Origin of the sequence: Kribbella sp. DT2 (genome assembly GCF_049844575.1) — a bacterium.
Classification (GTDB): domain Bacteria; phylum Actinomycetota; class Actinomycetes; order Propionibacteriales; family Kribbellaceae; genus Kribbella.
Map to the genome: position 1 here is coordinate 98322 of NZ_JBNCLH010000006.1, position 20675 is coordinate 118996.

The 20675-nt window shown below is 69.7% G+C and carries 23 protein-coding genes; 17 read left to right on the forward strand and 6 right to left on the reverse strand.

Annotated elements, in window-relative coordinates; all coding sequences use genetic code 11:
• Window positions 1-45 precede the first annotated feature (45 nt).
• A complete protein-coding gene (locus ACLQ2O_RS25030) occupies window positions 46-1197 on the forward strand; it encodes an SPFH domain-containing protein (protein ID WP_425835462.1) in 1152 nt (383 codons plus the stop codon).
• Between the two features lie 134 nt (window positions 1198-1331).
• A complete protein-coding gene (locus tag ACLQ2O_RS25035; RefSeq protein ID WP_425835464.1) occupies window positions 1332-2078 on the forward strand; it encodes a sulfite exporter TauE/SafE family protein in 747 nt (248 codons plus the stop codon).
• Here the strand turns inward: ACLQ2O_RS25035 and ACLQ2O_RS25040 are convergent.
• Window positions 2062-2709, reverse strand: coding sequence for a TetR/AcrR family transcriptional regulator (locus ACLQ2O_RS25040; protein WP_425835466.1), 648 nt, complete (start codon window positions 2707-2709; stop codon window positions 2062-2064). The two genes, ACLQ2O_RS25035 and ACLQ2O_RS25040, sit on opposite strands and share 17 nt — an antisense overlap.
• A 50-nt stretch (window positions 2710-2759) precedes the next feature.
• Here ACLQ2O_RS25040 and ACLQ2O_RS25045 point away from each other — a divergent pair, with 50 nt between their 5' ends.
• Window positions 2760-3713 carry a quinone oxidoreductase family protein gene (locus tag ACLQ2O_RS25045; protein ID WP_425835468.1) on the forward strand — a complete coding sequence of 318 codons (954 nt, stop codon included), beginning with the start codon at window positions 2760-2762 and terminating at the stop codon, window positions 3711-3713.
• A 24-nt stretch (window positions 3714-3737) separates the two neighbouring features.
• Window positions 3738-4169: an organic hydroperoxide resistance protein gene (locus ACLQ2O_RS25050; protein ID WP_425835470.1), complete on the forward strand. Its 432-nt coding sequence runs from the start codon at window positions 3738-3740 to the stop codon at window positions 4167-4169.
• Window positions 4170-4226: 57 nt separating this feature from the next.
• Here the strand turns inward: ACLQ2O_RS25050 and ACLQ2O_RS25055 are convergent, their stop codons facing one another.
• The 3 genes from ACLQ2O_RS25055 to ACLQ2O_RS25065 all read right to left on the reverse strand — a co-directional run bounded on the left by ACLQ2O_RS25055 (window position 4227) and on the right by ACLQ2O_RS25065 (window position 6094).
• On the reverse strand, window positions 4227-5051 hold the full coding sequence (locus ACLQ2O_RS25055; RefSeq protein ID WP_425836495.1) for a helix-turn-helix domain-containing protein: 825 nt from the start codon (window positions 5049-5051) through the stop codon (window positions 4227-4229).
• 204 nt (window positions 5052-5255) lie between these two features.
• On the reverse strand, window positions 5256-5792 hold the full coding sequence (locus tag ACLQ2O_RS25060) for a YbaK/EbsC family protein (protein ID WP_425835472.1): 537 nt from the start codon (window positions 5790-5792) through the stop codon (window positions 5256-5258).
• A complete protein-coding gene (locus ACLQ2O_RS25065) occupies window positions 5792-6094 on the reverse strand; it encodes a GNAT family N-acetyltransferase (RefSeq protein ID WP_425835474.1) in 303 nt (100 codons plus the stop codon). The genes ACLQ2O_RS25060 and ACLQ2O_RS25065 overlap by 1 nt, the downstream gene beginning before the upstream one ends.
• A gap of 138 nt (window positions 6095-6232) precedes the next feature.
• Between ACLQ2O_RS25065 and ACLQ2O_RS25070 the strand changes: the two genes are divergently transcribed.
• Window positions 6233-7816 carry an MFS transporter gene (locus ACLQ2O_RS25070; RefSeq protein WP_425835476.1) on the forward strand — a complete coding sequence of 528 codons (1584 nt, stop codon included), beginning with the start codon at window positions 6233-6235 and terminating at the stop codon, window positions 7814-7816.
• Here the strand turns inward: ACLQ2O_RS25070 and ACLQ2O_RS25075 are convergent.
• Window positions 7813-8748: an AraC family transcriptional regulator gene (locus ACLQ2O_RS25075; protein WP_425835478.1), complete on the reverse strand. Its 936-nt coding sequence runs from the start codon at window positions 8746-8748 to the stop codon at window positions 7813-7815. The two genes, ACLQ2O_RS25070 and ACLQ2O_RS25075, sit on opposite strands and share 4 nt — an antisense overlap.
• A gap of 114 nt (window positions 8749-8862) precedes the next feature.
• Between ACLQ2O_RS25075 and ACLQ2O_RS25080 the strand changes: the two genes are divergently transcribed.
• The 12 genes from ACLQ2O_RS25080 to ACLQ2O_RS25135 all read left to right on the forward strand — a co-directional run bounded on the left by ACLQ2O_RS25080 (window position 8863) and on the right by ACLQ2O_RS25135 (window position 19817).
• Complete coding sequence (locus ACLQ2O_RS25080) at window positions 8863-9615, forward strand: SDR family NAD(P)-dependent oxidoreductase (protein ID WP_425835480.1); 753 nt, start codon at window positions 8863-8865, stop codon at window positions 9613-9615.
• A gap of 16 nt (window positions 9616-9631) precedes the next feature.
• Window positions 9632-11089 carry a cobyric acid synthase gene (locus ACLQ2O_RS25085; protein WP_425835482.1) on the forward strand — a complete coding sequence of 486 codons (1458 nt, stop codon included), beginning with the start codon at window positions 9632-9634 and terminating at the stop codon, window positions 11087-11089.
• Window positions 11090-11119: 30 nt separating this feature from the next.
• Window positions 11120-11683 (forward strand): DinB family protein, encoded by a 564-nt coding sequence (locus tag ACLQ2O_RS25090; protein ID WP_425835484.1) that lies wholly within the window; start codon window positions 11120-11122, stop codon window positions 11681-11683.
• 83 nt (window positions 11684-11766) lie between these two features.
• The gene (locus ACLQ2O_RS25095) at window positions 11767-12642 is read left to right on the forward strand and encodes an RNA polymerase sigma-70 factor (protein ID WP_425835486.1); all 876 of its coding nucleotides are present in this window, start codon (window positions 11767-11769) and stop codon (window positions 12640-12642) included.
• Window positions 12643-12675: 33 nt separating this feature from the next.
• A complete protein-coding gene (locus tag ACLQ2O_RS25100; protein ID WP_425835488.1) occupies window positions 12676-13797 on the forward strand; it encodes a CaiB/BaiF CoA transferase family protein in 1122 nt (373 codons plus the stop codon).
• An 11-nt stretch (window positions 13798-13808) separates the two neighbouring features.
• The gene (locus tag ACLQ2O_RS25105; RefSeq protein ID WP_425835490.1) at window positions 13809-14951 is read left to right on the forward strand and encodes an acyl-CoA dehydrogenase family protein; all 1143 of its coding nucleotides are present in this window, start codon (window positions 13809-13811) and stop codon (window positions 14949-14951) included.
• Between the two features lie 73 nt (window positions 14952-15024).
• Window positions 15025-15621 (forward strand): sulfite oxidase-like oxidoreductase, encoded by a 597-nt coding sequence (locus ACLQ2O_RS25110; RefSeq protein ID WP_425835492.1) that lies wholly within the window; start codon window positions 15025-15027, stop codon window positions 15619-15621.
• Window positions 15591-16343 carry a ferredoxin reductase gene (locus ACLQ2O_RS25115; RefSeq protein WP_425835494.1) on the forward strand — a complete coding sequence of 251 codons (753 nt, stop codon included), beginning with the start codon at window positions 15591-15593 and terminating at the stop codon, window positions 16341-16343. The genes ACLQ2O_RS25110 and ACLQ2O_RS25115 overlap by 31 nt, the downstream gene beginning before the upstream one ends.
• Window positions 16340-16615: a DUF6510 family protein gene (locus tag ACLQ2O_RS25120; RefSeq protein WP_425835496.1), complete on the forward strand. Its 276-nt coding sequence runs from the start codon at window positions 16340-16342 to the stop codon at window positions 16613-16615. Before ACLQ2O_RS25115 ends, ACLQ2O_RS25120 begins: the two co-directional genes overlap by 4 nt.
• A gap of 150 nt (window positions 16616-16765) precedes the next feature.
• Complete coding sequence (locus ACLQ2O_RS25125; RefSeq protein ID WP_425835498.1) at window positions 16766-17824, forward strand: substrate-binding domain-containing protein; 1059 nt, start codon at window positions 16766-16768, stop codon at window positions 17822-17824.
• Window positions 17824-18594, forward strand: coding sequence for an ATP-binding cassette domain-containing protein (locus ACLQ2O_RS25130; RefSeq protein ID WP_425835500.1), 771 nt, complete (start codon window positions 17824-17826; stop codon window positions 18592-18594). The genes ACLQ2O_RS25125 and ACLQ2O_RS25130 overlap by 1 nt, the downstream gene beginning before the upstream one ends.
• A complete protein-coding gene (locus tag ACLQ2O_RS25135) occupies window positions 18591-19817 on the forward strand; it encodes a sugar ABC transporter permease (RefSeq protein WP_425835502.1) in 1227 nt (408 codons plus the stop codon). Before ACLQ2O_RS25130 ends, ACLQ2O_RS25135 begins: the two co-directional genes overlap by 4 nt.
• Window positions 19818-19862: 45 nt before the next feature.
• Here the strand turns inward: ACLQ2O_RS25135 and ACLQ2O_RS25140 are convergent, their stop codons facing one another.
• Entirely contained in the window at window positions 19863-20594 is a 732-nt protein-coding gene (locus tag ACLQ2O_RS25140; RefSeq protein WP_425835504.1) for a MerR family transcriptional regulator, read from the reverse strand.
• Window positions 20595-20675: the final 81 nt, after the last annotated feature.

The following is a 20675-nucleotide window of genomic DNA, read 5'->3' on the forward strand; positions in this document are numbered from 1 at the left end:
AGTAGGAAAGACTGTCGATCCTGTTTCGTTCGAGTGGAGGGTCACGTGGAAGCGTTCCTCATCGTGCTGGCACTGGTTGCACTACTGGTGGTCGTCACGCTGGTCAAGTCCGTCCGGGTCGTGCAGCAGCAGACCGTGGGCATCGTGGAACGGTTCGGGAAGTTCAAGGTGGGTCTGCAGCCCGGCCTGAACCTGCTGACCCCGTTCGTCGACAAGGTGCGGTACACGATCGACATGCGTGAGCAGGTCGTCGCGTTCCCGCCGCAGGGTGTCATCACCGAGGACAACCTGATGGTGTCGATCGACTCCGTCATCTACTTCCAGGTCAACGACCCGGTGCGGGCGACGTACGAGATCTCCAACTACATCCAGGCGATCGAGCAGCTGACCATGACCACGCTGCGCAACATCATCGGTGGCATGGACCTGGAGCAGACGCTGACCAGCCGCGAGGAGATCAACGAGAAGCTCCGGTACGTGCTGGACGAGGCGACCGGCAAGTGGGGCATCCGGGTGAACCGGGTCGAGCTCCGCTCGATCGACCCGCCGCCGTCGATCCAGGACTCGATGGAGAAGCAGATGCGCGCGGACCGCGACAAGCGCGCCGCGATCCTGACCGCCGAAGGTATGCGGCAGTCGGCCGTGCTGTCGGCCGAAGGCCAGAAGCAGTCCGCGATCCTCACCGCGCAGGGTGACCGGGAGTCCCGGATCCTGCGGGCGCAGGCCGAGCGGGAGGCGCGGATCCTGAAGGCGCAGGGTGAGGCGCAGGCCATCACCACGGTCTTCAACGCGATCCACGCCGGCAAGCCCGACCAGGGTCTGCTCGCCTACCAGTACCTGCAGATGCTGCCGTCGATCGCCCAGGGCGACTCGAACAAGCTGTGGATCATCCCCAGCGAGATCGGCAAGGCGATGGAGGGTCTCGGCAGCGCCGTCGGCCAGATCGCCGGTATCCCGCAGAAGGCGGAAGGCCCGTTCCCGGAGCCGCACGAGGTCGAGCAGGCCGCACCGGCCCAGGAACTGACCAGTACGCCGGACGCCGCGGTCGCCGAGGCCGACAACGCGGTGCAGGAGGCGATCGAGGCCGCGCAGAAGGCCGCGGTGAGCTCGCGCTCGACGCAGGCGGCGCCGGCTCCGTCGACCTCGCCGACGCAGGACGTCGTACCGCCGACCACGCCGCCGCCGGCGACGCAGTAGAGGTTTCTCCTTCCAGGCAACGCTTTCCGGCCCGGTCCTCACCTCACGGTGACGGCCGGGCCGGTGCCGTCTGAAGGCTCAACCACCGGACGCCTGAACAAGTTGCCAGGTCAGGTGCGTACAGTTTTCCAACGATGACATGGTTCGAGGCGCTGTTCGTCCTGGTGGCGGGTGTGGGCGCGGGCACGATCAACGCGGTGGTGGGCTCGGGCACGTTGCTGACCTTCCCCGCGCTGCTGGCTGTCGGGCTCCCGCCGGTGCTGGCTAACGTGAGCAACAGCGTCGGCCTCTCACCCGGTACGGCGGCCGGCGCGATCGGCTACCGGCGCGAGTTGGAGGGGCAGCGCGGCCGGATGATCCGGCTGGTCCCGGCCTCGCTGGTCGGCGGGGTGGTCGGAGCCGTGCTCCTGCTGACGTTGCCGGACTCCGCGTTCCACGCAGTGGTCCCGGTGCTGATCCTGCTCGGCTGCGTGCTGGTCGCGTTCCAGCCGTGGCTGTCGAAGTGGATCAGCGTGCCGACCCACACCCATCGCGGCGCGTGGTGGGTGATCCCGGCCGTCTTCCTCACCGGCGTGTACGGCGGCTACTTCGGCGCCGCCCAGGGTGTGCTGCTGATGGCGATCCTCGGCCTCGGCCTGGACGCGAACCTGCAACGGATGAACGGCCTGAAGAACGTCCTGGCCACGGTCGTCAACACCGTCGCGGCGATCCTGTTCGTGATCGTCGCGGACGTCGACTGGCTGGCCGCGGGGCTGATCGCCGTCGGCTCGACGATCGGCGGATTCGTCGGTGCCCGCTACGGCCGTAAGCTCCCACCGATCGCGCTGCGCGTCCTGATCGTGCTGATCGGCGTCGTCGCGATCGTCACAATGTTGTTCTGAGCCCGCTGATCAGCAGGTCGAGCCCGTAGTCGAACTGCTCGTCGCCACTGGTCGTCCGGGCCAGCTCCGGCGCGAGGTCGACCACGGTCGGGAACTCGGTCGCCGACAGCGACTCCATCGTCGTGCGCAGCCGCCGCAAGCCCTCCGGGTCCCGCTGCTCGGTCGCCATCTGGATCTCCCACGAGGTCGCGCCGAGCACGTAGGTGAACAGCGTCGTGTGCGTCCGCGCGGCGATCTCCCGGCCGAAGCCGGACGAGTGCAGAACGCCGAGCAGCCCTTCCGCGACCCGCGCCGTCTCGTGCCCGCTCAGCGGCCGGCTCGCGAGTAGTTGCGCAAGGCAAGGATGTTGGAGCATCAGGCGCCGCAGCCCGCGGCAGACGGCGCGGACCTGGTCCGGCCAGTCGGCGCCGGCCGGTACGGCGGGCAGCAGGCCCATCAGGTGGTCGCGGACGGCGTCGTACAGGTCGTCCTTGTTACGGAAGTAGGTGTAGATCGCCATCGGGCCGACACCCAGCTCACCGGCCAGGGCGCGCAGGCTGAAGCTGTCGAGGCCGCGGCCTTCCATCAGTTCCAGGGCCTTGGTGATGATCAGCTCGGAGTTGAGCGTATTGCGGGGCGTCCGGGTTGGCATACGCTGTACTGTACAGTGTAAGGAGACCAACTCGAAAGGAAGTGCCAGGCGTGCGTGCAGTGCAGATCACCGAGTTCGGCGGTCCTGAGGTCCTGAAGGTCGCCGAGGTCGATCCGCCGGAGGCCGGCGAGACCCAGGTGCTGATCACCGTCGACCGGGCCGGCATCAACTACGCCGACACCCACCAGGTCGAGAACAGCTACCTCACCAAGGCCAAGCTCCCGCTGGTTCCCGGCGGCGAGGTCGTCGGCCGGACGACGGACGGCCGTCGCGTGGTCGCACTGGTCGGCACCGGCGGGTACGCCGAGCAGGCGGTCGCGTCGAGCCAGTCCGTGTTCGACGTACCGGACGGTGTGAGCGACGGTGACGCGCTCGCGCTCGTCGTCCAGGGCACCAGTGCGTGGCACCTGCTGAAGACCTCGACGAACCTGCAGCCGGGTGAGTCCGTGCTCGTCCACGCCGGCGCCGGGGGAGTGGGGTCGCTCGCGATCCAGCTCGCCAAGCTCTGGGGTGCCGGCCGCGCGATCGCGACCGCGTCCTCGGACGACAAGCGCAAGCAGACCCTCGAGCTCGGCGCGGACGCCGCCATCGACGGGACCCCCGAGGGCCTGAAGGACCGCATCCTCGAGGCGAACGGCGGCAAGCCCGTCGACGTCGTCCTGGAGATGGTCGGCGGTCAGACCTTCGACGAGTCGTTCGAGGCGCTGGCGCCGTTCGGCCGCCTGGTGACCTTCGGCGCGGCGTCGGGCGAGGCCGCGAAGGCGCTCGCTCCCGGACGGCTGATGAAGGGCTCCCGGACCGTGGCCGGCTTCTGGCTGGTCGACTGCTTCCGGCGGCCCGGCATGCTCGCCGACTCGCTGCAGGACCTGTTCGCACTGGTCACCGCCGGCAAGCTCCGCCCGATCGTCGGCGGGGAGTACGGGCTGTCCGAGGTCGCCCAGGCGCACGAGGACATGCGCGCCCGTCGTACCGTCGGAAAGCTGCTGCTCGACCCCACCCGCTGAACCGTTGTCCCACCAAGGAGAAGCATGACCATCGCAGTCGAGAAGGTTCTGTACACCGCCCGCGCCACCGCTCAGGGCGGCCGTGACGGGCACACCGCGTCCGACGACGGCAAGCTGGACGTCACCGTCGCGCCGCCGAAGGAGATGGGCGGCAACGGCGAGGGCACCAACCCCGAGCAGCTGTTCGCGGCCGGCTTCGCCTCCTGCTTCCACAGCGCGCTGAAGCTCGTCGTCCGCAAGGCCCGGCTGGACAGCGAAGGCTCGACCGTCGCCGCCGAGGTCGGCATCGGTCCGATCAACGGTGGTGCCGGCTACGGCCTCGAGGTCGCGCTGGTCGTCAGCCTGCCCGGGATCGAGCGCTCGGTCGCCGAGGACCTGGTCGCCAAGGCGCACGAGGTTTGCCCGTACTCGAACGCGACCCGCGGCAACATCAAGGTCGACCTCAAGGTCGCCTGAGCCCTTCGGAACAGCCTCCGGACGATCAGGATTCTGATCGTCCGGAGGCTTTTCTGATCACTGCATGCGTTCGAGCGCCTCGAGCAGCAGCCGCGACGTCTCACCGACGGGTGCCGCGGCGATGCTCAGCGCGTCCATGATCGCGGCGTACTCGTCGAGGTCGTCGACCTTGTCCAGGTACAGGGCGCTGGCCGCGTGCTCGATGTACACCACGTCGGGCAGGTCGCCCTCGGGGAAGCGCAGAATACTGAACGCTCCACCGGCACTGGGGTAGCCGACGCTGCTGAACGGCATCACCTGGAGGGTGAGGTTCGGCAGCTTGGTCATCTTGATCAGGTGCTCGATCTGCTCGCACATCGCCTCGCGGCCGCCGACCGGGCGGTGCAGGACGGCCTCGTCGATGACCACCCAGAGCTTCACCGGGCTGGCCCGGGTGAGGATCTGCTGGCGGGTGACACGAAGCGCGACCCGCTGGTCGATCTCCTCCTGCGGCAGGTAGGCGTTGCCGAGCTGGACCACCGCGCGGGCGTAGTTCTCGGTCTGCAGCAGGCCCGGGACGAACAGCACCTCGTAGGTGCGGATCAGCTTCGCGGCGACCTCGAGGCCGACGTAGTTGGAGAACCAGGCCGGCATCACGTCGCCGTACCGGGACCACCAGCCGGGGTTGTTCGCGGCCCGGGCCAGCTCCATCAGCCGGTCCCGCTCGCCCTCGTCGGTCAGCCCGTACAGCCGGAGCAGGTCGGCGACGTCGCGCTCCTTGAACCCGACCCGGCCGAGCTCCATCCGGCTCACCTTGGACTCCGACGAGCGGATCTGCCACCCCGCGTCGGCCCGGCTGATCCCCGCCGACTCCCGCATCCGCCGCAGGTGCCCGCCCAGCATGATCCTCAGGGCGGTCGGCCCGCCGTCGTCCCCGCCTGCCACGGTCACGACCTCATCACGCCTTCCCCAGCCTCCCTGCAGTCCCCTGTCCCGGGCAGGCAGCAGCTGCCTCTCACCCAAGACGCACCCCGATGCTATCGCTCATCGCCCGATCTGGCGCGGACTCGTTCCGGTCAGCCGCCGGTTGACCGGAAAGCTTCTCGGTCAGGCGGCGGGTGCGGCCAGGGTGAGGACGGTGGCGGCCGGGAGCTTGGCGAGGTCAGCGCCGTCGACCAGGAGTTTGGAGGCTCGGAGGCCGCTGCCGATGACGACCAGGCCGGCGTGGGCGACGGACTCGTCGACCAGGACCGGCCACTCGGCGGGGACGCCGACGGGGGTGATGCCGCCGTACTCCATGCCGGTGGAGCTGACCGCGTCGTCCTGGGCGGCGAAGGAGATCTTGCGGACGCCGAGGTGCTTGCGGATCACGCCGTTGACGTCGGCGCGGTCGGTCGCCAGGACCATCACCGCGGCGTACGTCGACTCGCCGGCGCGCTTGCCGTGCACGATCACGCAGTTGGCCGACGCGGCCATCGGTACGTCGTACTCGGCGCAGAACGCGGCGGTGTCAGCGAGCGAAGGGTCGATCGCGACCGCCCAGGCCGGCAGATCACCCAGCGCGGCCCGCACCGGCGAGGCCAGCAGCTCCGGTACGTCGGCCGCCGGCTGCCACTCGAGCTTGCCGAGCTGTGGGACCGCCACTACGACGCCACCCCTTCCAGCAGGTCGGCGTACTCGGGGTGCTTCTCGAAGTACTGGATGTAGTACGGGCAGGCCGGCCGCACCTTGAGGCCCGCGGCCCGGGCGTCCTCCAGCGACTGGCGAGCGACCCGGCCGGCCACGCCGCGGCCCTGGAACTCCGGCATCGTCTCGGTGTGCAGGAAGGTGATGTGGTCGGCGGTCCGGCGGTAGGTGGCGATTCCCATCAGCGCGCCGGAGGCGTCGCGCGCCTCGTACCGCTGGTGCTCGGGGGCGTCTGCGACGGTCACGTCGTCGTTGTCCATGGCGCCACTGTAGTCAGCCCGGCCACCCGCGCGGGAGCGGTGACCGCAGGCCGGAAACATCGGTGACGGATGAAAGAACGACGCGTGGGTACCCGCTCCAACGGAGAAAATCACACCGGCCGGGAGGAGAGGCGGGGCATGAGCGAACACGCGTTAAAGGAAGGTCAGGCGATACCGAGCCTGGTGCCCGCTCGGATGGACCGGTTGCCGTGGACCCGCTTCCACTGGATGATCGTCGTCGGCCTCGGGGTTTCCTGGATCCTCGACGGTCTCGAGATCCAGCTGGTCTCCCTGGTCGGCAACGTGCTGAAGGAAGGCGCGACCCTCGGCCTCACCACCGCCGAGGTCGGGCTGCTGGCCTCGATCTACCTGGCCGGCGAGGTCGTCGGAGCCCTGTTCTTCGGCCGGCTGACCGACCGCTGGGGCCGCCGGAACCTGTTCATCATCACGCTCGTGGTCTACCTGGTCGCCTCCGGCGCAGCCGGCCTGAGCTGGGACTTCTGGTCGATCGCGCTGTGCCGGTTCGTGGCCGGGATGGGCATCGGCGGTGAGTACGCCGCGATCAACTCCGCGATCGACGAGCTGATCCCGTCGAAGTACCGCGGCCGCGTCGACATCGGGGTCAACGGCACCTACTGGGGTGGCGCGCTGATCGGTTCGGCGGTCGGCCTGGTCTTCCTCAACGACGACATCGTGCCGATCGAGTGGGGCTGGCGGCTGTGCTTCCTGATCGGGCCGGTGATGGGCCTGATGATCATCTACCTGCGCCGGCACATCCCGGAGAGCCCGCGCTGGCTGATGACGCACGGCCGGGTCGAGGAGGCCGAGCGGACCGTCGACGGGATCGAGGAGACCGTACGGCGCCAGGGCGGCGAGCTGCGCGAGGTGAGCGACGACGAGGCGATCAACGTCGTCGACTACCCGCCGGTGACGTACCGCGAGATCGCGCGGGTGATGCTGCGCGACTACCGGAGCAGGTCGTTCCTCGGCTTCTCGATGATGGTCACCCAGGCCTTTCTCTACAACGCGATCTTCTTCACCTACGCGCTGGTGCTGAAGGCGTACTTCGGGCTGAACGACTCCAGCATCGCGCTGTACTTCTTCCCGTTCGCGATCGGCAACCTGGCCGGGCCGCTGCTGCTCGGGCACCTGTTCGACACGATCGGCCGGCGCAAGATGATCTTGTCGACGTACTCGATCTCGGCGGTCGTGCTGTTCGTCACGGCGCTGCTGTTCAACGCCGGGTCGCTGAACGCGATGTCGCTGACCGCGCTGTGGTGCGTGGTGTTCTTCTTCGCCTCGGCGGGCGCGTCGTCGGCGTACCTGACGGTCAGCGAGATCTTCCCGATCGAGCTGCGCGGCCAGGCGATCTCGTTCTTCTTCGCGATCTCGCAGCTCACCGGTGGAGTGGTGGCGCCGTTCCTGTTCGCTTCGCTGATCGGCGAGGGCGACAACCCGGCCCGCGGCCCGCTGACCGTCGGCTACATCATCGGCGCGGCCGTGATGCTGGCCGGTGGTCTGATCGCGTGGTTCTTCGGCGTCGACGCCGAGGGGCAGTCGCTGGAGAACGTGGCGACGCCGCTGTCGGCCCGCGAACGCGCGTCGTCCAGCCGCTTCCAGGGCACGACCCCACGCCTGCCGAGCACGGAGGCCCAGGGCCGCGGTATCACCCCGATCGTCCCGAACGGCGGCGACGAGGAGGACCCGCCGAAGGACACCTAGGCCGCCCGTGCCTCGTCCCGGAACGCCCGGGGCGAGGCGCCGACGACGCGCCGGAACGCGGTGCTGAACGCGCTCTCGGACCGGTAGCCCGTGGCCCGTGCGAGCTCGGAGATCGAGAGCGTGTCGCGGGTGAGGGCGTCACGGGCGAGGCTCATCCGCCACTGGATCAGGTACTCCAGGGGAGGCACCCCGACGTGGCTCTTGAAGGCCTGGGCGAACGCGGAACGCGACATGTGGCTGATCTCGGCGAGCTCGTTGAGGTTCCACGGATAGGCGACATCCGCGTGCACGGCCCGCAGCGCGGCACCGATGCCGTCCTCGTTGAGGGCGCCCAGCCATCCGGTGGGCCGGTCGGTCTGACCGGCGTGAGCGCGCAGCATGTGCACGAGCAGGATCTGCGCGAGGTGGTTCTGCACCAGCGGGCCGCCGGCCGCGGCGGTCCCGACCTCGGTGGCCAGGTGGTCGATCAACTGCGCGAGCCGGCCGCCGTGGGGATCGCCCGCGCGGACGATCACGAGCGGCGGCAGGAGATCGGTCAGGAGGGCCGCGTTCCGATCGTCGAACGCGATGTGCCCGGCGCAGAGGTAGAGGTCGTTCTCGGACTCGGGGCCGATCCGCACCAACCCGTCGTGGGCGCCGGCCAGCACCGGGCCTGCGCTGCGTGGGCTCGCGTCCGGCGTACTGGCCAGCACATACGGCGGCGGGTTGCCCAGCATGAACGTGTCGCCCTCCCGCAGGAGCACCGGCTCGTGCCCGTCGAGGATCAGCCAGCACGTACCGCGGACGAGGCCGCCGATCCGCACGTGCAGGAACGGGTCGAACCGCAACGCCCACGTGCCCACGGCCCGCAGGCTGGGCCCGATCACCGTGCGGGGCCTGAGCAGGCCGATCGCGTCGGCCACCGGATCCCGAAAGCCGAGCACGTCGAGCACCTCCTGGACGATGTGTAAAGAATTGCGGACGGTACGTCATGGATCGTACCGGGTGGCTCCAGCAGTATCGATGACGGAAGAGATCAGCATCGAGACAGTGATGGAGACACTCAGATGGGACAGCTGGAAGGCAGGACCGCAGTGGTCACCGGAGGCAGCACCGGGATCGGTCTGGCCACCGCCGTACGGCTCGCGGACGAGGGCGCGTACGTGTTCGTCACCGGACGGCGCGAGGCCGAGCTGGAGACCGCCGTCACGACGATCGGAGCGGACCGGGCGACCGGGGTGACCGGCGACATCGCCGTACCGGCCGACCTGGACCGGCTCTACGACGCGGTCCGGGCGCGCGGCAACGGGATCGACGTGCTCGTGGCGAACGCGGCGGTCGGTTCGTTCGTGTCGCTCGAGGAAACCACCGAGCAGCACTTCGACCAGATGTTCGGGGTCAACGTCCGCGGCACGCTGTTCACCGTGCAGAAGGCGCTGCCGCTGCTCAACGACGGCGCTTCGGTGATCCTGGTCGGGTCCACGGCGGCCGATCGTGGCGTGGCCGCGTTCGGCGCGTACGCCGCGTCGAAGGCGGCCGTCCGGTCTTTCGCGCGGACCTGGTCCACCGAGCTCAAGGACCGGGGCATCCGGGTCAACGTGGTCTCACCGGCCTGGATCGGGACTCCTGGCGGCACGGCCGCGTTCGGCGACGAGGAGACCGCCCGGGCGGTCAAGGAGAACGTCGTCGCGACCGTGCCGAAGGGCCGGATGGGCCGGCCCGAGGAGGCCGCCGCGGTCGTGGCCTTCCTGGCCTCGGAGCAGAGCAGCTACGTCGTCGGCGCGAACCTCTACGTCGACGGCGGGGCGAACCAGATCTGAGCCTAGGATCGACCGGGTGAACTCGCTGCTGATCGCCGGTACGACCTCCGACGCGGGCAAGACGACCGTGGTGACGGGGTTGTGCCGGTGGTTGGCGCGCCGGGGCGTGCGCGTCGCGCCGTACAAGGCGCAGAACATGTCGAACAACTCGATGGTCTGCGCCGACGGTGCGGAGATCGGCCGCGCCCAGTGGATCCAGGCGGTGGCCGCCGGCGCCGAGCCCGAGGCGGCGATGAACCCGGTGCTGCTCAAGCCGGGCAGCGATCGGCGCAGTCACGTCGTACTGATGGGAGAACCGTGGGGTGAGCTGACCGCTCGCGGCTTCCTGACGGAACGTGCTGAGCTCGCGAAAGCGGCCTTTGCGGCGTACGACGATCTCGCGAGCCGGTACGACGTGGTGATCAGTGAGGGCGCCGGGAGCCCGACCGAGATCAACCTGCGGCAGTCCGACTACGTCAACATGGGTCTGGCGCAGCACACGCGGGCGCCGGTCGTCGTGGTCGGCGACATCGATCGGGGCGGGCTGTTCGCCGCGATGTTCGGTACGGTCGCGCTGCTCTCGGCCGAGGACCAGCGGCTGGTCAGCGGGTTCGTGGTGAACAAGTTCCGCGGCGACGTCTCGCTGCTCCAGCCGGGCATCGACATGCTCGCGAGCGTCACCGACCGTCCGACGTACGGCGTGCTGCCGTGGCTGCCCGAGCTGTGGCTCGACTCCGAGGATGCGCTCGACATCCCCGCGCGGCGGACCGACCACGATCCCGACGTGCTGACGATCGCGGTCGTGCGCTTCCCGCGGATCAGCAACTTCACTGATCTCGACGCGCTCGCGGTCGAGCCGACGACGAGCGTGTTCTTCACCGCGAGCCCGGCCGAGGTGCGCGACGCCGACCTCGTCGTGCTGCCCGGATCGCGCGCGACGACGTCCGACCTCGCCTGGCTCCGCGAGAACGGTCTCGCGGACGCGGTCCAGGCGCGGGTCGCCGCCGGTCGGCCGGTGCTCGGCATCTGCGGCGGGTACCAGTTGCTCGGCTGCGCGATCGACGACCCGTACGGCGTGGAGGGCGGCGGCTCGCACACCGGGCTCGGGTTGTTGCCGGTGGCCACGGAGTTCGCCCGGGCCAAGGTGCTCGCGCGGCCGGCGCCTACGGCGTACGAGATCCATCACGGGGTGGTCGAGGTGACCGGCGACGCCGACGAGTTCCCCGGCGGGTGTCGCAGCGGCGTGGTCTGGGGAACGATCTGGCACGGGCTGCTGGACGACGACGCGGCACGTCACGCGTTCCTCGCCGAGATCGCCACGCTGGCCGGCAAGCGTGCGCCGGACGGCACGGTCTCGTTCGCCGGCCTGCGCGAGGACCGGCTGGACCGCCTGGCCGACGCGATCGACGAGCACCTCGACACCGAGGCGCTGCTCATGCTGATCGAGAAGGGCGCTCCGAGCGGGGTGCGGTTCGTTCCTCCTGGCGCACCCTGAACTGTCGGCGGCTTGGGTTAGCGTCCGGGCATGGACCTCAAGCCCGTGCTGCACGAGTACCTGCGAAACACCCGGGCGCTGATGCTCGCCAAGCTCGAAGGGCTCAGCGAGTACGACATGCGCCGCCCGCTCGTCCCCTCCGGGACGAACCTGCTCGGGCTGGTCAAGCACCTGATCGGCATCGAGTACGTCTACCTCGGCACGAGCGTCGGCCGCCCGCCGGAACGCCGGCTGCCGTGGGAGGAAGACGGTTCGGTCTGGGACGGCGCGGACATGTGGGCGCTGCCGTCCGAATCGAGTCAGTACCTCACCGATTTGTATCGCCAGGCCTGCGAGCACAGCGACGCGTCACTGGCCGCGCTCGACCTGGACACTCCAGCCGAGGTGCCGCACTGGCCCGAGGAACACCGCAGCACGACGTTCGGCGCACTGCTCGTCCGGGTCGTCGACGAGACCGCCCATCACGCGGGCCACGCCGACATCGTCCGCGAACTGATCGACGGCCAGGGCGGTCAGGATGCCGGCGCACTGGACGAAGCGGGGTGGTCGGCGTACTACGCCAAGCTCCAGCAGGCAGCCGAGACCTTCCGCTGACCGCGAGGCGGCGTCGCTGACTGAGGAGTTCTCCAACCGCGGGTTCCAGCTCGGCCGCGGGTGGCGGCTGCGAAGATGGCCGGGTGAGCGACGAGGTCTTCGAGCAGCAGCGCGGCCGGATGTTCGGGATCGCGTACCGGATGCTCGGCACGGTGACCGATGCCGAGGAAGTGCTGCAGGACGCCTGGCTGCGTTGGCAGGGCGTCGACCACGCGACGGTCGCCAACCCGACCGGCTTCCTGGTGACGACCGTCACGAACCTCTGCCTCAACCAGCTCACCTCGGCCCGTGCCCGGCGCGAGACCTACATCGGCGAGTGGCTGCCCGAACCGGTGCTGACCAGCCGCCCCGGTCCGTTGGAGGTGGTCGCCGAGCGGGAAGAGGTCTCGTACGCGCTGCTGACCGTGCTCGAACGGCTCACCCCGCCCGAGCGAGCGGCGTACGTGCTGCGGGAGGCCTTCGGCTACTCGCACCGCGAGGTCGCCGAACTGATCGGCACCACCGAGGTCAACGCCCGCCAGCTCCACGCCCGGGCCCGCAAACACGTCGCCGGTGAGGACACCCGCAGCCAGCCCGTCGACCCCAAGCACTGGCAGACCCTCGTCAACCGCTTCCTCGCCGCCGCCCATCGAGGCGACCTGGAAGGCCTGACCGAACTGCTGGCCGCCGACGTGGTCTCCCGCTCGGACGGCGGCGGTGTCGTCACCGCGGCCCGCAACCCGGTCGTCGGCGCCGACCGCGTCGCCCGCTACCTGCTCGGCTCGCTGACGAAGTTCGGCACCGACGTCGAGTTCATCTTCGCCGAGGCCAACGGCGAACCGGTCATGCTCGCCTCCGACCCGACCGGCGTCCGCGCGGTCTGCTTCATCACCTTCACCGCCGACCGCATCGCCACCCTCGACCTGGCGATGAACCCCGCCAAGCTCCGCACGGTCGAGCGGCAGCTGACGGTTGCTTGACGACTGTGACAGTAGGACTGTCACAATAGGGCCATGGGTCCACTGCGCGGGGTCAAGGTTGTCGAGCTGGCGGGGATCGGGCCGGCGCCGTTCGGGTGCATGCTGCTGGCCGAGCTGGGCGCGGACGTCCTGAGGGTCGAGCGGCCGGGTGGCGGGCTGGCGATGGGAGCGCCGGAGTACGAGCTGGTGAATCGGGGACGGCGGAGTGTTGCGCTGGATCTGAAGCGGCCTGAGGCAGTCAAAGCCGTGCTGCAGCTGGTCGCTGGGGCCGACGTGCTCGTCGAAGGCTTCCGGCCGGGAGTGGCTGAGCGGCTGGGGCTCGGGCCGGAGGACTGCCGGGCGGTCAACGAGCGCCTGGTGTACGGGCGGATGACTGGCTGGGGGCAGGACGGTCCGCTGGCGCAGTCGGCGGGGCACGACATCGACTACCTCGGGCTGTCGGGTGCGCTGCACGCGATCGGGCGTGCGGGCGGGCCGCCGCAGATCCCGGCCAATCTGCTCGGCGACTTCGCCGGGGGATCGCTCTACCTGGTGATCGGCGTACTGGCCGCTCTCACCGAGGCACGCGCCAGCGGCCACGGGCAGGTGGTCGACGCGGCGATCGTGGACGGCTCGGCGCACCTGACCACGATGCTGCTCGGCGCGCTGGCGAGCGGCGCGTGGAAGCAGGAACGCGGCACCAACCTGCTCGACACCGGCGCGCCGTTCTACGACGTGTACGAGACCTCCGACGGCAAGCACATGGGCGTCGGCGCGATCGAGCCCAAGTTCTACGACGAGCTGATTCGCCTGCTCGGCATCACCCCGCCCGACCGGTACGACGTGGCGACCTGGCCCGAGCTGCGCGACCAGCTGACCACCGCGTTCGCGGACAAGACGCAGGCCGAGTGGACCGAGATCTTCGACGGCACCGACGCGTGTGTCGCGCCGGTTCTCCCACTGGCCGGTGAGCACCCGCACCTCGCCGCGCGCGGCGTCTTCGTCGACCACCACGGCGTACGCCAGGCCGCTCCCGCACCGAGATTCTCCCGTACGCCGACCAGCCTCGGCGAGCCACCGAGCAAGCCGGGGCAGCACACCCGTGCGGCCCTGACCGAGTGGGGTGTCGAAGGCGTGGACGAGCTGCTCCGCTCCGGCGCCGCCGTACAGGACTGAGGAGACCGCCCATGGAACGCCACCTGTTCGACGCCGACCACGACGCCTTCCGCGAGACCGCGCGCGCCTTCTGCGACAAGGAGATCGTGCCGCACCACGACGCCTGGGAGGAGGCCGGCATCGTCCCGCGCGAGCTGTGGACGGCGGCCGGCCGCGCGGGCCTGCTGGGGTTCATGATGCCCGACCAGTACGGCGGGGGAGGCGTGCGCGACTTCCGTTTCAACGCGGTGCTGATCGAGGAGCTGACCCGGGCGCGGGCGAGCGGGGTCGGGTTCGGTATCCACACCGACATCAACTCGGCGTACCTGCTGGACTACGCGACCGACGAGCAGAAGGCGCGCTGGCTGCCGGGGTTCTGCAGCGGCGAGACGATCACCGCGATCGCGATGACCGAGCCCGGCGCGGGCAGCGACCTCCAGGGCATCCGTACGACGGCCGTCCGCGACGGCGACGAGTACGTGATCAACGGGCAGAAGACGTTCATCTCGAACGGCATCCTGGCCGACCTGGTGATCGTGGTCGCCAAGACCGATCCCGAGGCGGGCTACCAGGGCATCTCGCTGCTCGTCGTCGAGCGCGGTACGCCGGGCTTCGAGCGCGGCCGGAACCTGGACAAGATCGGCCTCAAGGCGCAGGACACCGCCGAGCTGTTCTTCGACGACGTCCGCGTCCCGGCGAGCAACCTGCTCGGCCAGGAGGGTCAGGGCTTCGTCCACCTGATGGAGAAGCTGCCGCAGGAACGCCTCACGATCGCCGTCGTCGCCGCGGCCGCCTGCGAGAACGTCCTCGAGTCGACGCTGGCGTACGTGAAGGAACGCACCGCGTTCGGCCGTCCGATCGGCTCCTTCCAGAACAGCCGCTTCGTCCTGGCCGAGCTGGCCACCGAGACCCAGATCGCCCGCGTCTTCGTCGACCGCTGCATCGAGGAGCTGGCCGCCGGCACGCTCACGGTCAGCGAGGCCGCGATGGCCAAGTGGTGGACCACCGAGCTGCAGAAGAAGGTCGTCGACCGCTGCCTGCAGCTGTACGGCGGCTACGGCTTCATGACCGAGTACCCGATCGCCAAGGCCTACCTCGACGCCCGCGTCCAGACCATCTACGGCGGCACCACCGAGATCATGAAGGAGATCATCGGGCGCACGATGGGAATCTGAGCGACACCGCGATCTCCGGGCCGGTTCGTGCCAGACTGCGGAGGAGAGGTCCGGAGCGAGGGAGGTCGCGCTGATGGGAATCGTGTCGCCGGGGTTCACCGGGCGGCGGCGGAGCGGGTCGGAGCTGCCTCCGGGGCAGTACCTGACGCGGGACTTCCCGGTGCTGTCGGCCGGGCCCACGCCGCACATCCAGCCGGAGCACTGGGAGTTCAGCATCGCCACCGAGAGCGGTGAGGTGCACAAGTGGGACTGGCAGTCGTTCCTGAAGCTACCGGCCGAGGAGGTCACGCGGGACATCCACTGCGTGACGCGCTGGTCGAAGCTGCAGTCGGAGTGGAAGGGCGTCTCGCTCGACACGCTGTTCGCCGACGTCGAGACGAGCGCGGACTTCGTGATGGCGCACAGCTACGGCGGCTACACCACGAACCTGCCGCTGGACGACCTGCTCGACGGGCAGGCCTGGATCGCGTACGAGTTCGAGGGCGATGCGCTCGGGGCCGAGCACGGTGGTCCGGCCCGCTTGCTGGTGCCGCACCTGTACTTCTGGAAGAGCGCCAAGTGGGTCCGCGGCCTGGTGCTCTCCGACACCGACGACCTCGGGTTCTGGGAGACCGCGGGCTACCACGAGTACGGAGACCCATGGAAAGAACAGCGGTACGCCGGCGACTGACCTGGCAGGCCGGCACGGTCACGGAGGTGCGCGAGGAGACCGCGACCGCCCGGACGATCGTGCTCGACCTGCCCGACTGGCCCGGGCACGTGGCCGGGCAGCACCTGGACGTCCGGCTCACGGCGCCGGACGGGTATCGCGCCTCGCGCTCGTACTCGATCGCCTCGGCGTGGACCGGTTCCACGATCGAGCTGACTGTCGAGCAGGTTCCCGACGGTGAGGTCTCGCCGTACCTGGTGGAGGTCCTCAAGGTCGGTGATCCGCTCGAGGTGCGCGGCCCGGTCGGCGGCTGGTTCGTCTGGCGGCCGGAGACGACCGGGTCGATCCAGCTGATCGGCGGCGGCTCCGGCGTCGTACCGCTGATGGCGATGCTGCGCGAGCACGCGCACGCGACCAGTACGGCGCCCGCGCGGCTGCTCTACTCCGTACGACGGCCGGCGTCGGTCATCTACGCGGCGGACCTGAAGAAGCTGGCCATGTCCGACGACGTCGACCTGACCTTCGTCTACACCCGCGAAGCGCCACCCGGCGAACCCCGCGTCGGCCGCGTCGACGCCGAGCTGCTGGCGGCGAAGTCGTTCGCGCCGGCCGACGACCTGACCAGCTACGTCTGCGGCCCGACACCGTTCGTGGAGACGGTCGCCGACCTGCTCGTTGCCGCCGGCCACGACCCGGCCCGGGTGCGAACCGAACGTTTCGGACCGACAGGAGGACCGCGATGACCGCCGATGTCCCGACGTACCTGGACGGTAACGCGGCGGCGGGTGCGCTCAGCGAGGTGTTCGCCGTCGACATCACCGCCGCGATCGGCCGCTGCGCCGGCTGCGGCCAGACCGGAGTCTTCGCCGAGACCCGCGTCTACGTGGACGCGCCGGGCATGGTCGCTCGCTGCGCCGGGTGCGACGGGGTACTGCTGCGGGTCGTCAGTACGCCGACCGACACCTACCTCGACCTGCGCGGACTCACCTACCTGAGGCTGCCCACCACTCCCTGACCCGCCGTACCCGAGCGGCCCGAGCGACCTGACCAGGTCGTTCGGGCCGCTTCGTGCTGTCGGCGTGCTTGACAGGCGCATCACGCGTGCGCTTGTGTTCGTAACGTTAAAGCATGGGAAATTAACATCATCGAGCGAGAGGTGGGCCGGATGAGGCTCCGGGCGATGGCGGCGGTAGCGCTGCTCGTGACGACAACCGTGGCCTGCGGCGCGGACAACGAGGCCGGCGGCGGAGGCGGCGGTGGGGATGCCAAGATCGCGTTCCTGATGCCCGACATCGCCTCGACCCGGTACGAGCAGTACGACGCTCCGCTGTTCAAGGCGAAGATGAAGGAGCTGTGCGGCGGCTGCGAGGTGCTGTACCAGAACGCCGGCGCCGACCCGGCCAAGCAGCAGCAGCAGGCGAACTCGATGCTCGCCCAGGGCGTGAAGGCGATCGTGATCGACCCGGTCGACTCCGCCGCGGCGGCCTCGATCGTGCAGGCGGCCCAGGCCCAGAGCATCCCGGTGATCGCCTACGACCGGCCGATCCCGGACAAGAAGGCCGACTACTACGTCTCGTTCGACAACGAGAAGATCGGGCAACTGATCGCCCAGTCGCTGGTCGACGAGCTGAAGGCGGCCAAGGCGACCGGCGGCATCCTGCAGGTCAACGGCTCGCCGACCGACGCCGCGGCCGGGCTGATCAAGAAGGGCATCCACAGCGCGGTCGACCCGAGCGGGTTCAAGCTGCTGGCCGAGTTCGACACGCCGGGCTGGCAGCCGCCGAAGGCGCAGGAGTGGGTCGGCGGCCAGATCACCCGGTTCCCGAACCAGATCGCCGGCGTGGTCGCGGCCAACGACGGCACCGGCGGCGCGTCGATCGCCGCGTTCAAGGCAGCCGGTACGAAGGTCCCGCCGGTGACCGGGAACGACGCCGAGCTGGCCGCGATCCAGCGGGTGATCGCCGGCGACCAGTTCAACACCATCTCCAAGCCGATCAAGATCGTCGCCGACGCCGCCGCGGTGGTCGCCCACGAGTTTGCCCAGGGCAACAAGCCGGCCGGCAAGACGACGCTGTTCGACACCCCGTCGGAGCTGTTCACCCCGACTGTCGTCACCCAGAAGAACGTCGCCGAGGTACTGGCGACACCGGATTTCGCGCTGAAGGTCGCCGACGTCTGCACGGCGGAGTACAAGGCGGCCTGCGACAAGCTCGGGATCAAGTGATGGCGGTCCTCGAACTCCGGGGGATCAGCAAGAACTTCGGCGCCGTCGCCGCGCTGACCGACGTCGACCTGAGCGTCGACGCCGGTCAGGTGGTCGCGATCGTCGGGGACAACGGCGCCGGCAAGTCGACGCTGGTCAAGGTGCTGTCCGGCGTGCACGCCCCGGACGCCGGCACGATCGGTTTCGAGGGCCGGGAAGTCACGATCAACGGCCCGGCGGCCGCGCACAAGCTCGGCATCGCGACCGTCTTCCAGGACCTCGCGCTGTGCGAGAACCTGAGCGTCGTCGAGAACCTCTTCCTCGGCCGCGAGCTCGGTCCGTACCGGCTGGACGACGTCGCGATGGAGGTCCGCTCCTGGGAGTTGCTCCGGCAGTTGTCGGCCAAGCTCCCGGCGGTCCGGATCCCGGTCGCGTCGCTGTCCGGCGGGCAGCGGCAGACGGTCGCGATCGCGCGGTCGTTGCTCGGCGACCCGAAGGTGGTCGTGCTCGACGAGCCGACCGCCGCGCTCGGCGTCGCGCAGACCACCGAGGTGCTGAACCTGATCGAGCGGCTGCGGGAGAACGGGCACGGCGTCGTGATGATCAGCCACAACATGGCCGACGTACGGGCCGTCGCCGACCAGGTCGCCGTCCTGCGGCTCGGCCGGCCGAATGGTGTGTTCGACGCCCGTACCACCTCGTCGGAGGAGCTGGTGGCCGCGATCACCGGTGCCTCCGACAACGTCGTGACGCAACGCGCCGCGCGCGTCGAGGAAGGAGCCCAGGGATGACGGCGATGGATCTGAGCGACGAGCGCCTCCGGCAACGGCCGGGCCTGCGCGGGTACGGCGCGAGCCTGCTCGACCGGATCCGCTCCGGCGAACTCGGGATGATCCCGGTGGTGGCCGGCCTGGTGGTGATCTGGGCCGTGCTGCAGGCGCTGAACCCGATCTTCCTGTCCAGCACCAACCTGGTGAACCTGACGATGGAGTGCGTCCCCGTCGGTATCGTTGCCCTCGGCATCGTCTGCGTGCTGCTGGTCGGCCAGATCGACCTGTCGGTCGGCTCGATCAGCGGGCTCTCGGCAGCGATCATGGGCGTGCTGTTCGTCAACGAGAGCTGGCCGGTCTGGATTGCCGTGCTCACCGCGGTCGCGGCCGGGATCGGCATCGGGCTGCTCTACTCGCTGGTGCACAACCGGGTCGGCATCCCGAGCTTCGTGATCACGCTGGCCGGTCTGCTGTCGTTTCTCGGGCTGCAGCTGAAGGCGCTCGGGACCTCGGGCTCGGTCAACCTCCCGTACGACTCGGCGCTGGTCCAGTTCGCCCAGCTCTGGTTCGTACCGGTCTGGTTGTCGTACGTGCTGGTGGTCGCCGCCTCGGCCGCCCTGTTCGTCATCGGTTTCCTGCACGCGAACAAGCGGCGTACGGCCGGCCTGTCGGCACGGTCGATGCGCTACCTGCTCGTCCGCAGCGGACTCATGCTGGCCGGCCTCGGCTTCGCGGTCTGGTACCTGAACCGCACCCGCGGTGTCGGCTGGATGTTCGTGCTGTTCGTCGCGCTCGCGCTGATCCTGCACTACGGCCTGACCTCGACCAAGTGGGGCAAGTCCCTGTACGCCGTCGGCGGCAACGTCGAGGCCGCCCGGCGCGCCGGCATCAACGTCAACCTGGTCTACACCTCGGCCTTCGTGCTCTGTACGACGCTCGCCGCGGTCGGCGGCATCCTGGCCGCGGCCCGGCTGGCGGCCGCGAACCAGAGCAGCGGCGGCGGCGACGTCAACCTCAACGCCATCGCCGCGGCTGTGATCGGTGGCACGAGCCTGTTCGGAGGCCGCGGCACGGCCTTCGCCGCGGTGCTCGGCATCCTGGTGATCCAGTCGATCTCCAGCGGCCTGACGCTGCTCAGCCTCGACTCGTCGTACCGGTTCTTCGTCACCGGGGTCGTGCTGCTGCTCGCGGTCGGCGTCGACTCACTCGCCCGCCGCTCCCGAGCCAGCCACGGGCGCGGTTAGCAAAGGCGCACCGAGCCGGATGAAACCGGCTCGGTGCGCGGGTCGTCAGCGTCGTGGCTTGTTCCGCGACCGTACGGTGTCGCGCTGGGTCTCGCCGACCGCGCGCTCGTAGGCGAGCACGAGTCCCTGGATGGTGACCGGCTTGAACCGCTCGACCAGCTGCTGGATGTGCTCCGGTGGGCCGCCCGAGTCGCGGTAGTGCGGCCAGACCTTCGTCCGGAACACCTCGGTCAGTTCCTCGGCGATCGCGCGGCCGTGGTCGGTGAAGATCCGCCCCGCCGCGAGCACCGCCTCCACCGGCAGGTCGAGGTCGAGCAGCTCGACGCCGAGGCTGAGGTGCGCGGTCGCGACCTGGAACACGTCCTCGTCCGGCGTCGGCTCGACCACACCGAGCGCGACCAGCATCTCGATGTCGTCGTCGGTCAGCTCCCGGCCGGTACGCCGTACGAGGGTCGGCCGGTCGAGCGTCTCGGGCAGGTCGCGCATCCAGGGCGTGAGCAGCGTCCGGTGCAGCGCGATGTCCTGCGGCGACGCGTCGTCCGGGATCCGTTCCAGGTACCCCTCGATCGCGGACAGCGTGAAGCCGTGGGCCTGCAGCTCGCGGACCAGGTCGAGGCGGGCGATGTGCTCGGGACCGTAGTACCCGACGCGGCCGCGGCGGACCGGGGGAGGGATCAGGCCGCGCCCGGCGTAGAAGCGCAGGGTCCGCACGGTCATTCCGACCCGGGCCGACAACTCGTCGACGGTCAGCGTCGCGTCGGGGCCGGCTTCGGACATGGCGGAGATCATAGTCCCCTCTTGACCATCGTGACACCAGAACTGTCACAATCGGAGGACGACTCGACCGACGGGACCACC

Coding starts and splice junctions, on each gene's coding strand:
- ACLQ2O_RS25035 (WP_425835464.1), top strand. CDS start 1,332: ATGACATGGTTCGAGGCGCTGTTCGTCCTGGTGGCGGGTGTGGGCGCG.
- ACLQ2O_RS25040 (WP_425835466.1), bottom strand. CDS start 2,709: ATGCCAACCCGGACGCCCCGCAATACGCTCAACTCCGAGCTGATCATC.
- ACLQ2O_RS25050 (WP_425835470.1), top strand. CDS start 3,738: ATGACCATCGCAGTCGAGAAGGTTCTGTACACCGCCCGCGCCACCGCT.
- ACLQ2O_RS25055 (WP_425836495.1), bottom strand. CDS start 5,051: ATGCTGGGCGGGCACCTGCGGCGGATGCGGGAGTCGGCGGGGATCAGC.
- ACLQ2O_RS25065 (WP_425835474.1), bottom strand. CDS start 6,094: ATGGACAACGACGACGTGACCGTCGCAGACGCCCCCGAGCACCAGCGG.
- ACLQ2O_RS25070 (WP_425835476.1), top strand. CDS start 6,233: ATGAGCGAACACGCGTTAAAGGAAGGTCAGGCGATACCGAGCCTGGTG.
- ACLQ2O_RS25080 (WP_425835480.1), top strand. CDS start 8,863: ATGGGACAGCTGGAAGGCAGGACCGCAGTGGTCACCGGAGGCAGCACC.
- ACLQ2O_RS25090 (WP_425835484.1), top strand. CDS start 11,120: ATGGACCTCAAGCCCGTGCTGCACGAGTACCTGCGAAACACCCGGGCG.
- ACLQ2O_RS25100 (WP_425835488.1), top strand. CDS start 12,676: ATGGGTCCACTGCGCGGGGTCAAGGTTGTCGAGCTGGCGGGGATCGGG.
- ACLQ2O_RS25105 (WP_425835490.1), top strand. CDS start 13,809: ATGGAACGCCACCTGTTCGACGCCGACCACGACGCCTTCCGCGAGACC.
- ACLQ2O_RS25110 (WP_425835492.1), top strand. CDS start 15,025: ATGGGAATCGTGTCGCCGGGGTTCACCGGGCGGCGGCGGAGCGGGTCG.
- ACLQ2O_RS25115 (WP_425835494.1), top strand. CDS start 15,591: ATGGAAAGAACAGCGGTACGCCGGCGACTGACCTGGCAGGCCGGCACG.
- ACLQ2O_RS25120 (WP_425835496.1), top strand. CDS start 16,340: ATGACCGCCGATGTCCCGACGTACCTGGACGGTAACGCGGCGGCGGGT.
- ACLQ2O_RS25125 (WP_425835498.1), top strand. CDS start 16,766: ATGAGGCTCCGGGCGATGGCGGCGGTAGCGCTGCTCGTGACGACAACC.
- ACLQ2O_RS25130 (WP_425835500.1), top strand. CDS start 17,824: ATGGCGGTCCTCGAACTCCGGGGGATCAGCAAGAACTTCGGCGCCGTC.
- ACLQ2O_RS25135 (WP_425835502.1), top strand. CDS start 18,591: ATGACGGCGATGGATCTGAGCGACGAGCGCCTCCGGCAACGGCCGGGC.
- ACLQ2O_RS25140 (WP_425835504.1), bottom strand. CDS start 20,594: ATGTCCGAAGCCGGCCCCGACGCGACGCTGACCGTCGACGAGTTGTCG.